The sequence below is a fragment of the Rhizobium sp. NZLR1 genome (genome assembly GCF_017357385.1).
GTDB lineage: Bacteria > Pseudomonadota > Alphaproteobacteria > Rhizobiales > Rhizobiaceae > Rhizobium.
Genome location: NZ_CP071632.1, coordinates 347,782 through 360,770, shown reverse-complemented (window position 1 = coordinate 360,770; position 12,989 = coordinate 347,782). Strand labels below are relative to the sequence as shown.

Genomic DNA, 12,989 nt, shown 5'->3' with positions numbered 1-12,989 from the left:
AATCGAGCGTCAGTCGATCAGATTTGAAACTTCGATGAGATTGCCGTCGGGATCCCTGAAATAGACCGAGCGCAGACGTCCGGTGGCGCCGGTGCGTTCGACGGGCCCTTCTTCGATCACAACGCCCGACGCCTGCAGATGGGCGATGACGTCGGCAAGCGGCGTCTCGGCGATGAAGCAGAGATCGCCGGAACCAGGGGTCGGATGTCTCGCCTTGGGATCGAATTCGTGGCCGGCCTGGTGCAGATTGATCTTCTGGCGGCCGAATTTCAGGGCTTTGCGGTCTCCCGCGAACACCTCGACCGACATGCCGAGGATACGGGAATAGAAATCGCAGGTCGTTTCGATATCGGCGACGGTGAGCACGAGGTGGTCGAGACGGTCTATGCGGATCATGCTCTGCTCCTCGCGAAATGTTGCGCCACACAGGCGGAGATAAAGGCCAGCGCCAGCATGGCAAGCGTGAAGATAACGACGGCGGCCCAGCCTTCCACTGCGAAGAACCAGCCGCCGGCCGAGCCCATGAGGCTGGAGCCGACATAATAGGCCAGCATATAGAGCGACGAGGCGTGGCCTTTGGTGCCATGCGCCAGCTTGCCGACAAGGCCGCTGGCGATGGAGTGGCTCATGAAGAAGCCGGTCGTCAGCACGATGATGCCGAGGATGATCGATGGCAGCGGGGCAAACAGCGTCAGCGCGCTGCCGGCGGCGGTGAGCGCCAGACTGAAGAGAAGCACGCGAAAGTGCCCGATCCAATCTCCGAGCAGGCCGCCGATCGAAGAAGCGCCGATGCCGAAGAGATAGACGGTGAAGATCAGGCCGAGTTCGGTCTGGTTGAGGCCATAGGGCGGCGCCACCAGGCGAAAACCGGCATAGTTGTAGATCGTCACGAAGGAGCCCATCGCCAGGAAGGCGACGGCGAAGATGAAGGGCAGCGCCGGATTTTTGAGATGGCCGAGCCAGGCTTTGAGATGAAAGTTGAGGTCGAAGCCCGGCCGGCGGACGAAATTTCTTGACGGCGGCAGCAGGGCGATGAAGCCGAGCGCGGCGGCAAGGCCGATGGCGCCGATGATGAAAAGCGCCGGGCGCCAGGTAAGATATTCGGCGAAGATGCCTGTCAGTACGCGGCCGGACATGCCGCCGAAGGCCGTGCCGGCGACATAGAGGCCCATCGTGGCGCCAAGGCCGCGCGGGTCGATCTCCTCGGCGAGATAGGCCATGGCGACGGCGGGCACGCCGCCGAGAACGAGGCCCTGCAGGGCGCGGATGACGAGCAGCAGGTGCCAATCCGGAGCGAAGGCGGTGGCAATCGTCAGCAATGCGGCGGCGACCAGCGATAGCGCCATCAGGCTGCGGCGGCCGACACCTTCCGAAACCGCGGCGGCACAGATGATGGCGACCGCCAGGAAGCCAGTAGAGAGCGAGAGGGACAGCGAACTTTCGGCCGGGCTGACGGCAAATTCCTGCGAGAAGATCGGCAGCAGCGGCTGGACGCAATAGAGCAGCGAGAAGGTGGAAAAGCCGGAGAGGAAAAGCGCCAGACTGGCGCGGCGATAGGCGGCGGAGTCGCGCGTCAAATAATGCTTTTCTGCTGCGATCACGGTCTTTTGCGGCATGCGCTGACGGCGGCATATGTTCATCCTGATGAGCCTTGGAATTCATGCGTTAACCCGCCGGATCCCAATAGGGTGGATCGCCGAAGCTCTTCTTCAAGTGATCGGCAATGGCGCGGAGCTTGGCCGAGGGATTGCGGCCCTCTGGATGGGCCATATAGATGAATTCGGCCTCCGGCCTGTGGCCGACATCGATTTCGGCAAGCCGGCCCTCGCGGATCGCCGGGCCAGCAATGAAGGCAGGCAGCAGCGCGATGCCGAGACCGGCAATCGCAGCGTCACGAAGCATGTCGCCATTGTTGATGCCGAGCGCCAGTTTTGCGCGGACGACGATCGCACCGTCGGGCGTCTGGAAGCGCCAGTCGGCAACGCCGCGATTGGTGTAGAAGATGCCGCGATGGCTGCTGAGATCCGCCAGCGACGCCGGCATTCCCGCCCGCGCGAGATAATCCGGCGAAGCGCAGAGCAGGCGGCGGCTGCGGGTGAGCTTCCAGGCGACCAGCCGGCTATCGGCGATCGGGCCGTTGCGGATGACCGCGTCGTAGCCGTCCGAGGACGCATCGACGCGCCGGTCGTCGATATCGAGCGTCAGTTCGATCTCCGGATGTTCGGCGAGGAAGGGATAAAGCGCCGGGCCGAGATGCATGCGGCCGAAGGTGACGGGTGCAGCAATGCGGATCGGCCCCGACAGGGTTCCGCGCCGCTCGGCCATGTCGGCGGCAGCCTCCTCGATCTCGCGGACGATGCGACCGGCCCGCTCCAGGAAGACCGCACCATCCTCGGTCAAGGTGAGTTTGCGCGTCGTTCGGTGCAGCAGCATGCCGCCGAGCGACTTCTCCAGCTCGGCCAGCCTTTCGCTGACGACGGATTTGGAGAGCCGCAGCCGCCGGGCGGCCTCGCTGACCGAGCCTGCCTCGGTGACGGCGACAAAAGCCGCTATACCTTCGATTCTGATCATCGTTCGGCTTTTCCGAATTCGAATTCCATGATCTGGAGACTAATCCGAACGAACGGAAAATGCCATCTTCCATTCAACGGAAGGGACGGCAGGGGCCGCCTCGGATCAAGAACAGGAATGAGACCATGAACCGTTTGAACAACAAGGTCGCAATCGTCACCGGCGCAAGCTCAGGCATCGGCCGCACCACGGCAAAGCTCTTCGCCGCTGAGGGCGCCAAGGTCGTCGTCGGCGCCCGCCGCGAGCGCGAACTCGACAGTCTCGTCGCGGAGATCAAGGCGGAAGGCGGCGATGCTGTCGCCGTGGCCGGCGACGTCCGGTCGGAAGACTATCACAAGGCGCTGGTCGCGGCCGCCGTGACCCATTACGGCAAGCTCGACATTGCCTTCAACAATGCCGGCACACTCGGCGAGGCCGGCCCGAGCACCGGCGTTTCGGAAGCAGGCTTCAGCGATGCGTTGGCGATCAATCTGACCGCCTCCTTCCTCGCCGCCAAGCACCAGATCGGCGAAATGGTGGGGAATGGCGGCGGCTCGGTGATCTTCACCTCGACCTTCGTCGGTTACAGCTTCGCCTTTCCCGGCGTCGCCGCCTATGCCGCCAGCAAATCCGGCCTGATCGGCCTGACCCAGGCGCTCGCGGCCGAATACGGACAGCAGGGCGTGCGCGTCAATGCCATCCTGCCGGGCGCCGTCGATACCGACATGTATCGGGAGATGAACGATACATCCGACAAGCAGACCTTCATCACCAATCTGCATGCGCTGAAGCGTGTCGCAGCTCCCGAGGAGTTGGCCCGCTCGGTTCTCTACCTCGCCTCCGACGATGCGAGTTTCGTCACCGGCACTGCCGCGCTGGTCGATGGCGGCGCGTCGATCACCCGCACCTGACGAAAGCCAAGCGCTCCCCAATTCGCCGGATGAAAGCGCGCCTTCTCCGGCCACAATATCCGATCAAAGGAACGTCATCATGTCACGTCTGCAGAACAAGACAGCCATCATCACCGGCGGCACCAGCGGCATCGGCATCGAAACCGCCCGCCAATTCATTGCCGAAGGCGCCCGTGTCGTCGTTACCGGCAGCAGCGCCGCAAGCGTCGAAGCCGCCCGTAGCGAACTCGGCGACAAGGCGATCGTCATCCAGGCCGATGCCGGCAATGCGGCCGGCCAGAAGGCCGTCGCCGATACGGTGAAGCAAGCTTTCGGCACGCTCGACATCCTCTTCGTCAATGCCGGTGTCGCCGAATTCGGGCCACTGGAACAGTGGAGCGAAGCCGCCTTCGACAAGTCGGTGGCGATCAATGTCAAGGGGCCGTTTTTCCTGATCCAGTCGCTGCTGCCGATCTTTTCGAGCCAGGCCGCAATCGTGCTCAATACCTCGATCAACGCCCATATCGGCATGCCGAACTCCAGCGTCTATTCCCTGACGAAGGGTGCATTGCTGACGCTTGCCAAGACGCTGTCGGGCGAACTCATCGGACGCGGCATCCGCGTCAACGCCGTCAGTCCGGGCCCGATCGCCACGCCGCTCTACAGCAAGCTTGGAGGCTCGGAAGCCCAATCCAAGGCGATGGCCGCTGAGATCCAGTCGCAGATCCCGGTCGGCCGCTTCGGCAACCCGGGCGAGGTGGCAAAGACGATCGTCTTTCTCGCCTCCGATGAGGCCGCCTATATCGTCGGCAGCGAACTCATCATCGACGGCGGGATGAGCAACCTCTGAGCCCACGAGAATGACGGCTGACGTCATGAACGGGGCGGCACCGGCCGAGCGCGGCGATGTGCCGTCCCGCGATTGCATGTTGTCCACCAAAGGCTTAGGGTCGAAAAAAAGGCGACGGGTAGAAAGCCATGGCTCTCAGCGGCAAACGCATCCTCCTCATCATCTCCGGCGGCATCGCAGCCTATAAGAGCCTGGATCTGATCCGCCGGCTGCGCGAGCGCGGCGCCAGCGTGCGGCCGGTGATGACCAACGGCGCCCAGGAATTCGTCACGCCGCTGGCCGTCGGCGCGCTTGCGGCGGACCACGTCTTTCTCGATCTGTTTTCGCGTGAAGACGAACAGGATGTCGGCCATATCCGGCTGGCGCGCGACTGCGACCTCGTGCTCATTGCCCCCGCCACGGCCGACCTGCTGGCGAAGATGGCGAACGGGCTTGCCGACGATCTCGCCTCGACCGTGCTTTTGGCGACGGAGAGGCCGGTGCTGGCCGCACCGGCGATGAACCCCCGCATGTGGGCGCATCCGGCGACGCGGCGCAATGCGGCAAGACTCAGGGACGACGGCGTCCGCTTCGTCGGGCCGATGGCAGGCGAGATGGCGGAGAGCCGGGAGGCGGGGCTCGGCCGGATGGCGGAACCGCTGGAGATCGTCGCGGCCGCCGAAACCATGCTCGACGACGGAGAAAAGCCGCTCAAGGGACGCAAGGCGATAGTCACGTCGGGACCGACGCACGAGCCGATCGATCCGGTGCGCTACATCGCCAACCGCTCTTCCGGCCGGCAGGGGCATGCGATCGCCGCAGCCCTTGCCAGGCTTGGGGCGGAGGTGACGCTGGTCTCGGGGCCGGTGACGATCGCCGATCCCGTCGGCGTCAACGTCATCCATGTCGAGCGGGCGGAAGAAATGCGCGATGCCGTGCTGGCGGCGCTGCCGGCCGATATCGCCGTGATGGTCGCGGCGGTGGCGGACTGGCGAGTGGCCTCGGCCGCCGACCAGAAGCTGAAGAAACATCCGGGCGAATCCATTCCGACGCTGGCGCTGACCGAGAATCCGGACATCCTGAAAACCGTCGGCCATCATACGATGCGGCCGAAACTGGTGATCGGCTTTGCCGCCGAGACACAAGATGTGGAAAGCAATGCGAAGGCGAAACTCGAGCGCAAGGGCGCCGACCTGATCGTCGCCAATGACGTCTCTCCGGCCACCGGCATCATGGGCGGCAGCCGCAACAGCGTCAAACTCATACGCCGCAACGGCGTCGAGCAATGGCCTGATCTGGCGAAGGAAGAGGTTGCCGAAAGGCTGGCGGCGCTGATCGCCGAAAGTTTCCGCTAAAGCGCTTTATGCGGGAATAGCCACGCGCTGCGGCTTGGCTGCACTTCGCTTTCCCGGCCGGAAGTCGGCGACGTCGATGCCGTTTTTGCTGACGGTAACGGCGCTGCCATTCGGAATTTCGGCCCAGGCATCGCCATCGTCGTTCAACGGCTCGGACACCAGGCAATAGCCGGCGCCGACAGGTGAGGCATAGAGGGTCGGCGCCTTGCGATCGGTGGCATAGCGGATCGCATAGAGCGTGTTGCCGTCGGAGAAGGCGGCGGTAAAGCGCAGCAGGATCGAACCGACGACGCTTTCGGCCAGATCCTCGACGAAGCCGACCATTTCAGCCATTGCGGCCACCGGCGCCTCACGCAGGCCGAATTGCAGCGCCAGCAGGAACATCAACTCGGAATCGGTCGTGCCGCCGCGGGCATTGAACAGTTCGTCGTCGAGCATCGCCTCCATCGGCCGGCGCAGGCGCTCGAAACCGGAGATCTGGCCGTTGTGCATGAAGGACCAGGTGTCGTGGGTGAAGGGGTGGCAATTGTCGCGGCGCGTGCCGCCGCCTGTAGCCGCGCGGACATGGGCGAGGAAGAGCGGCGAACGGATCTGCCGCGCCAGGCTCTTCAGATTGCAATCCGACCAGGCCGGCAGGATATCACGGTAGCGGCCGGGCTCCGGCCTGTCGCCATACCAGGCGATGCCGAAGCCATCGCCATTCGTCGCCGTCTTGGCGCGGGTGGCGCAATGGGACTGCTCAATCAGCGAATGGGCAGGCGAGGATACCAGCTCCTCGAGATAGAGAGGATCTCCGCGATAGGCTGCCCAGCGACACATGGCTTTCTTGCTCCGACCCGCCGCCGCATCGGCGGGCATGCTGAAATTGTCTGACGTCGCGGCTAATAACAGCTTAACGCGCCGCCGGTTTGCAAGCGCAAGATGACGGTTTCGTGGCGCCTCGGATGTTCAAATTCGGCGAAAGCCTGTGTTCTTTTGTGAACACTGCGTTGTCCGCTGGGCAGGCTTCGCGCTTGGCGGCCGGGCCGCTATAGTTGCCGCCAAGTTGAACCTTCAAGAGGACGCCATGTCGATCCGACCCGTCAAACATGAAAGTACCGCCACACCGACCATGGAAGGCGCGGGCGTGAAGCTGCACCGCGTCTTCGGCTTCGGCGATCCTGCGATGACCGATCCGTTCCTGATGATGGACGATTTCCGCAATGACAATCCGGCGGAATATATTCGCGGTTTCCCATGGCACCCGCATCGCGGCATCGAGACGATCACCTATGTGCTTGCCGGCACCGTCGAGCATGGCGACAGCCTTGGCAACCGTGGCCTGCTCGGCGCCGGCGATATTCAGTGGATGACGGCCGGCAGCGGCATCATGCACCAGGAAATGCCGAAGGGCGATTTCGCCGGCCGCATGCACGGTTTCCAGCTCTGGGCAAACCTGCCCTCCTCGCTGAAGATGACGGCGCCGCGCTATCAGGACGTCAAATCCGCCGACATCCCTGTCGTCGTCGATGATGACGGCACGGCCGTGCGGGTGATCTGCGGCGATTTCTGGGGCAAGGCCGGTCCCGTCGACGGCGTCGCCGCCGAGCCGATCTATCTCGACGTCTCGGTGCCGCCCGGCAAGAAGAAGCGTCTGCCGGTCGACACCTACCGCAACGCCTTCGCCTATATCTTCGCCGGCTCCGGCACCTTTCGCGATGCGTCGAAACCCTTCGGCGTGCGCGTCGAGAAGGAAGTCGACGGCGAGGAGTTGAACATTCGCGACATGTCCGGCAACCGCACGCTCGTGGTCTTCGACAGCGGCGACGAAGTGACGGTGCAGGCGGGGGACCAGGGCATCCGTTTCCTGCTTGTATCAGGCAAGCCAATCGAGGAGCCGGTCGCATGGCACGGCCCGATCGTGATGAATTCGCGCGAGGAAATCATGCAGGCGATGCGCGAGCTGCAGAACGGCACCTTCATCAAGGCGGCGCATTGATCGCATTTCTCTCTTGCATCTGCGAAGAATCGGCCTACCTTTGAGCTATCAGCAACAGAACGAAAGGAAGGTGATCCAATGTCTAATGAGATTTCGGACCTCTTAACGGGCATGGGAGAGTTGATGAAAGCGAGGCAGCCCTCGCACTAATCCCCGCCTTCCTGGGGCTGCATAGACAGTCCGGGCCCGTTTGAGGCCAAACTCATGGAAAGGGTCGCCGAGGCGGCCCTTTTTTATTGCCCTGATTTGAGACCGTTGACGGATAATCGAAATCCCACTACTCATAAAGTCATCTGATGACTTTATGAGTAGTGGGATGCACGCAATCAGCAGGACCAATCTCGCCGATGACGCTGTCGAGGCGATCCGCAGCGACATTCTCGGCAAGCGCTGGGCGGTCGGCGAGAAATTACCCAACGAAGCCTCGCTGTCGGCCATGCTGTCGGTCAGCCGCGGCACGGTGCGCGAGGCGGTGCGGGTGCTGGTCTCCCAAGGCTATCTCGAAACCCGCCAGGGTTCGGGAACCTATGTGCGCGCGACCAGCGATGCCGGCCGGCCGTTGACGATGGCGCGGCGCGCCAGCCTGCGCGACCAGTTCGAGGCGCGCTTGGCGCTCGACGTCGAAGCCGCCCGGCTGACGGCGGTGCGCAAAAGACCGGAGACGGTTACCGAGCTTCGCCGGCTGCTTGCCGAACGCGGCAATTACGACGGCGGCAACCAGGCCGCCTTCATCGAGCGCGACCTTGCCTTCCACAAGGCCGTCATCGCCGCTTCCGGCAACCGGGCGATGATCGAGATCTACGATTTCTTCTCGGCCTCGATCGCCGATACCATCGCCGCCACACTCGGCAGGGATATTCCCGAACCGGATATGCAAGCGCATGCCGATATCGTCGACGCCATCGAAACCGGCGATCCCGACAAAGCGGACGCGGCGGTGCGCCGCTTCATGGCGCCGGTTCTTGCCGCCCTCGACCGGATGATCCTGTCATGACCACACCGTCCACCGATGCCATCACCGCGCTTGACGCGACCGACGAATTGTTGATCGACGCCGAGGCCGGCAGCCTGCCACCGCCACAGGCAACACCGGTGCGCGGCGCCGCAGGTCGCTTCCTGCTCGGCGCCAGCCTGGTGCTGATCGCCTTCAACCTGCGCCCGGTCTTTTCGAGCGCCTCGGCGCTGCTGCCGGAAATCCGCGCGGAGCTTGGCCTCAGCGCGCTTGGCGCCAGCCTGCTGACGACGCTTCCGGTCGTCTGTCTCGGCGCCTTTTCGCCGCTGGCGCCGCGTCTTGCCCAGCGCCTCGGCACGGAACGCACGCTGCTCGGCGTTATCCTGCTTCTGGCCCTCGGCACTGCATTGCGCGGGTTTTCCTCGGTGCCGCTGCTGTTCATCGGCACTGCGCTGGCCGGCGCCTGCATTGCCGTCGGCAACGTGCTGTTGCCGGGGCTGGTGAAACGGGATTTCGCCGGGCGCGCCGCGCTGATGACCGGCTTCTACACGATGGCGCTCTGCGCCGGTGCGGCCAGTGCGGCCGGGCTGACACTGCCAATCGAACACGCGCTCGGCGGCTCTCTTGCGGGCGCACTAGCCGCCTGGGCCCTACCCGCCTTGATCGTCAGCCTGCTCTGGCTGCCGCAGGTTCTGCGCAGCGGCAGGCAGGCCAGGCGAAACGGTTTCCGCGTCGAGGGCCTCTGGCGCGACCGGCTCGCCTGGCAGGTGACGCTGTTCATGGGACTGCAATCGGCGCTTGCCTATTGCGTCTTCGGCTGGCTGGTTCCGATCCTGCGCGAACGCGGCCTCGACGGCGTCACCGCCGGGGCGATCGTCTCGCTGTCGGTAATGGTGCAGGCAACATCCTGCCTCATCGTCCCGCATATCGCCGTGCGCGGCAAAGACCAGCGGCTGATCAATGCGAGCCTTTGCGGTGTCGCCGTCACCGCCCTGCTCGGCCTGCTGTTTGCGCCGCTGTCGACCGTCTGGCTGTGGGCGGTGCTGCAGGGCATCGGCCAAGGCGGGCTGATCGCGGCGGCGATGACGACGATCGTGCTGCGCTCGCGCGATCCCGATGTCGCCGCCCATCTTTCCGGCATGGCGCAATGCGTCGGTTACCTGCTTGCCGCCATCGGCCCGCTTATCGTCGGGCTCATCCGCGACTGGACCGGCAGCTTTTCCTGGTGTGCGGCCCTCTTCGTCGCGCTCGGGCTCGGAGCCGCGATCAACGGCTGGAAGGCCGGCCGGTCGGTCGAGATCAACGTCCATGCGGTGGAGAAGGCTAGAACAGGATGATTTTAGGCCCGGTCGGCCTAAAATCTGAATCCTGTTCTAAATTAAAGAGTTAGAGCATGATGTCGTCCGAAAACCGCTCACACTTTTCGGCATCATGCTCTAGCTGAGCCCTCACCGGCCCATCACCATCTCTTGATGCCGGTCGCCGGCGGCGGATGCTACGCTATCTCAGCCCGCATTATCCACCGCCGGAGAAGACATCTTGCGCCTACGAACTCTGTTTCTGCTTGCCGCGCTTGCGACGTCGCTGGCTCCTGGCCTTTCCCCCGCGCAGGAAAACGGCGAAGGCCGGGCGAATGTCGAGAGCGGTGCGCGCGACGGCGTGCTGAAGCTGCTGCCGGCCGATTCCGTCACCGAGCACGAACTGACGATCGGCGGCCGAAAGATTGCCTATACTGCAACCGCCGGCACGCTGGATCTCTTCGGCCAGGACGGCGCGCAGACCGGCGCGATCTTCTACACCGCCTATGTCGCGAAAGACGGAGGGCCGGACCGGCCGCTGACCTTTGCCTTCAACGGCGGGCCGGGTGCGGCGTCCGCCTTCCTGCATCTCGGGCTGGTCGGGCCTGAGGTGCTCGACTTCGGGCCTCAGGCCCGTGACGGCGCCCATGCGAAACTGGTCGACAACCCGCAAAGCTGGCTGGATTTCACCGATCTCGTGCTGATCGACCCGATCGGCACCGGCTGGAGCCGGACCGCAAAGATCGACGACGCCTCCAACTATTACAATGTCAACTCAGACGCCCAGAGCATTGCCAAGGCGATCGCGCTCTATGCCGCGCACAACAACCGTTCCAATTCGCCAAAATATCTTCTCGGCGAAAGTTACGGCGGCTTCCGCGCAGCCAAGGTCGCTTCGACGCTGCAGGAAAGCCAGGGCATCATCGTCGCCGGCGCGGTGATGCTTTCGCCATTGCTTGAGGGACAGTTGATGTTCAATGCCGACCAGTTCGCGCTCGGCGCAGCACTTGAGCTGCCGTCGCTGGCGGCAGCCGAACTCGACCGGCACAACGCCTTTGACGAAGAGAAGCAGCGCGAGGCCGAAACCTTCGCGCTGGGCGACTATCTGACGACGCTCGCCGGTCCGCCGCCGACAGGCGCCGAGGCGGCCGCCTTCTATCGCAGGATCGCAGGGCTGACGGGCATCCCCGAGGATATCGTCACTCGCAACCGCGGCTTCCTCGGCAATTCCTTCGTCAAACACTCGGATTCGGGCCGCGGCACGGTGACAAGCCCCTACGACGCCGCCTTTGCCACCCCCGATCCCTATCCGGAATCGGATTACGACCGGGGCGACGACGCCATCCTCGACGGCTTCACCCGCGCCTATGGCGGCGCCTTTGCCGACTACGCCCGCAACGCCCTCGGCTTCAAAACAGAGATGACCTATTCGCTGCTCGACAGTGATATCAGCCGGCGCTGGGAATGGGGCGGCGGGCGCGGCGGCGGATCGCGCCTCCAGGCGAGTGCCACCGACGACATCCGGCAGCTGCTCGCCTCAAACCCGGCCTTCCACCTGTTGATCGCGCATGGCTACAGCGATCTGGTGACGCCTTACGGCGTCAGCCGCTATGTGGTCGACCACCTGCCGCCCTCGCTCACCGACGGCCGCGTCGGGCTGAAACTTTATCGCGGCGGGCATATGTTCTACACGAATGCCGATCAGCGGGCCGCCTTCACGGCGGATGCCAAGGCCTTCTACGCCACACGCCCGGCCGCGCAGCCGGCAGACTAAAGCGTGGCGCGATCATTCAGATTCGCTTGGCCCACGCTTCAGGTCTTTGTTTTTCCGCATGTCTTCGTCGCAAAACCGCGGTACACTTTTGCGACATGCTTTGAGGACTTGCCGATGCATATCACCGGAGGCTGTCATTGCGGGGCGATCCGCTATCAGGCGGAAATCGACCCGGAGCGGGTCTCGATCTGCCATTGCACCGATTGCCAGCGGCTGACGGGCTCCGCCTATCGCATCACCGCACCGGCGCGGCCGCAAAGCTTCGCGCTCATAGCAGGTGAACCGCGCAGCTACAGCAAATATGGCGACAGCGGCCGCCTCAGCCGTCAATTCTTCTGCCCGAATTGCGGCTCGCCGCTCTATCGCACCGATGGCGACGGCGGCGCGATCGGCATCCGCGTCGGCGGCATCGATCAGCGGCGAGACCTCAAACCGAGGAAACAGATATGGTGCCGGTCGGCCCTGCCCTGGGTGGAGAATATCGAGCCGCTGCCACGATCCGATCGCGAGGACCAACGCGGCAAGGACGTTTAGGCTGCAGACTATTCGGGCAGCGGCCATCGCACCCTGAGATGCGATGGCCACCGGGTTCAGGCCGCCTGCTTCAACAGGCCGAGCGCTTCGGTCAGATCGACCTCGCCGAGGAAACCGCCACTGCTTTTAACCTCCTGCCGGTGCTCGATCGCCTGGACGAAACGCACGGCCGGCTGCTGCTGCATGCGCTCATAGAGGCGATGCAGGCCGGGAAACTGCTGCCGGTCGACGACCTTGTGAAAATCGTTCCAGCGGGCGATCCCGACGAAATAGGCGTCGGCCAGGCTCGGGCCGTTGCCGAGAAGCCATTCGCGGCCATCAAGCAGACGTTCCAGCGTATGATGGGCCTTTTCGACCGCGGCGATGCCATAGGCCGCCAGCGCCTGCTTCTGCTGCGGCTCCAGCGGGTGTTCGAAGGCATACCAGAGCGGGCCGAAAGCCTTGAAGAAACTGGTGTTGAGAAAGGCGAGCATCTGGTTCAGGCGATCGAAATCCTCCGACCCCTGCGCAAAACCCCGACCGCTGCCGATTGCGCGGGCGCCGATATGCTGGAGGATCGCCATGCTTTCGCTGATGACCCTGCCATCCTCAAGCAACAGCGACGGCGTTTCGCCGACTGGGTTGATCCTGAGGTATTCCTCGCTGGAGACCATTTCCGGCATCTCGACGCGGCAGAGCCGGTAGGGCAGGCCGGACCATTCCAGCGCGACGATCGAGCCGAAGGAGCAGCCTTCCGGGACGCCGTAAAACAATATGGGTGACATCAATCGTTCCTTTCAGAATTGAGCCCGTTTGGACGCGATCAATGTGCAGATGTGGACGATCTTGC

At 63.9% G+C, this 12,989-nt stretch carries 13 protein-coding genes; 8 read left to right on the top strand and 5 right to left on the bottom strand.

Annotated features, from left to right (window positions below; genetic code table 11):
• Nucleotides 1-9: 9 nt before the first annotated feature.
• From J3O30_RS01810 to J3O30_RS01800, 3 genes are read right to left on the bottom strand one after another with little or no spacing between them, the layout of a single operon-like run.
• On the bottom strand, nucleotides 10-396 hold the full coding sequence (locus tag J3O30_RS01810) for a VOC family protein (protein ID WP_207582618.1): 387 nt from the start codon (nucleotides 394-396) through the stop codon (nucleotides 10-12).
• Nucleotides 393-1,640, bottom strand: a complete 1,248-nt coding sequence (locus J3O30_RS01805; protein WP_207582617.1) for an MFS transporter — start codon at nucleotides 1,638-1,640, stop codon at nucleotides 393-395. Before J3O30_RS01805 ends, J3O30_RS01810 begins: the two co-directional genes overlap by 4 nt.
• Nucleotides 1,641-1,665: 25 nt before the next feature.
• Complete coding sequence (locus J3O30_RS01800) at nucleotides 1,666-2,571, bottom strand: LysR family transcriptional regulator (protein ID WP_207582616.1); 906 nt, start codon at nucleotides 2,569-2,571, stop codon at nucleotides 1,666-1,668.
• A gap of 125 nt (nucleotides 2,572-2,696) precedes the next feature.
• Here J3O30_RS01800 and J3O30_RS01795 point away from each other — a divergent pair, with 125 nt between their 5' ends.
• From J3O30_RS01795 to coaBC, 3 genes are all read left to right on the top strand, one after another.
• Nucleotides 2,697-3,461 carry an SDR family oxidoreductase gene (locus J3O30_RS01795; protein WP_207582615.1) on the top strand — a complete coding sequence of 255 codons (765 nt, stop codon included), beginning with the start codon at nucleotides 2,697-2,699 and terminating at the stop codon, nucleotides 3,459-3,461.
• A 79-nt stretch (nucleotides 3,462-3,540) separates the two neighbouring features.
• Nucleotides 3,541-4,290, top strand: a complete 750-nt coding sequence (locus J3O30_RS01790) for an SDR family oxidoreductase (RefSeq protein WP_207582614.1) — start codon at nucleotides 3,541-3,543, stop codon at nucleotides 4,288-4,290.
• Nucleotides 4,291-4,418: 128 nt separating this feature from the next.
• Nucleotides 4,419-5,624: a bifunctional phosphopantothenoylcysteine decarboxylase/phosphopantothenate--cysteine ligase CoaBC gene (gene coaBC, locus J3O30_RS01785; protein WP_207582613.1), complete on the top strand. Its 1,206-nt coding sequence runs from the start codon at nucleotides 4,419-4,421 to the stop codon at nucleotides 5,622-5,624.
• Nucleotides 5,625-5,630: 6 nt separating this feature from the next.
• Here the strand turns inward: coaBC and J3O30_RS01780 are convergent, their stop codons facing one another.
• Nucleotides 5,631-6,443 (bottom strand): class II glutamine amidotransferase, encoded by an 813-nt coding sequence (locus J3O30_RS01780; RefSeq protein WP_207582612.1) that lies wholly within the window; start codon nucleotides 6,441-6,443, stop codon nucleotides 5,631-5,633.
• Between the two features lie 247 nt (nucleotides 6,444-6,690).
• Here J3O30_RS01780 and J3O30_RS01775 point away from each other — a divergent pair, with 247 nt between their 5' ends.
• The 5 genes from J3O30_RS01775 (at nucleotide 6,691) to J3O30_RS01755 (ending at nucleotide 12,160) form a co-directional block, all read left to right on the top strand.
• Complete coding sequence (locus J3O30_RS01775; protein WP_071084535.1) at nucleotides 6,691-7,602, top strand: pirin family protein; 912 nt, start codon at nucleotides 6,691-6,693, stop codon at nucleotides 7,600-7,602.
• A 316-nt stretch (nucleotides 7,603-7,918) separates the two neighbouring features.
• Entirely contained in the window at nucleotides 7,919-8,596 is a 678-nt protein-coding gene (locus J3O30_RS01770; RefSeq protein WP_207582611.1) for a FadR/GntR family transcriptional regulator, read from the top strand.
• On the top strand, nucleotides 8,593-9,891 hold the full coding sequence (locus J3O30_RS01765) for an MFS transporter (RefSeq protein WP_207582610.1): 1,299 nt from the start codon (nucleotides 8,593-8,595) through the stop codon (nucleotides 9,889-9,891). The genes J3O30_RS01770 and J3O30_RS01765 overlap by 4 nt, the downstream gene beginning before the upstream one ends.
• A gap of 202 nt (nucleotides 9,892-10,093) precedes the next feature.
• Nucleotides 10,094-11,626: a carboxypeptidase gene (locus J3O30_RS01760; RefSeq protein ID WP_207582609.1), complete on the top strand. Its 1,533-nt coding sequence runs from the start codon at nucleotides 10,094-10,096 to the stop codon at nucleotides 11,624-11,626.
• 114 nt (nucleotides 11,627-11,740) lie between these two features.
• The gene (locus tag J3O30_RS01755; protein ID WP_207582608.1) at nucleotides 11,741-12,160 is read left to right on the top strand and encodes a GFA family protein; all 420 of its coding nucleotides are present in this window, start codon (nucleotides 11,741-11,743) and stop codon (nucleotides 12,158-12,160) included.
• A 56-nt stretch (nucleotides 12,161-12,216) separates the two neighbouring features.
• Here J3O30_RS01755 and J3O30_RS01750 read toward each other — a convergent pair whose 3' ends face one another.
• On the bottom strand, nucleotides 12,217-12,924 hold the full coding sequence (locus tag J3O30_RS01750) for a glutathione S-transferase family protein (RefSeq protein WP_207582607.1): 708 nt from the start codon (nucleotides 12,922-12,924) through the stop codon (nucleotides 12,217-12,219).
• Nucleotides 12,925-12,989: the final 65 nt, after the last annotated feature.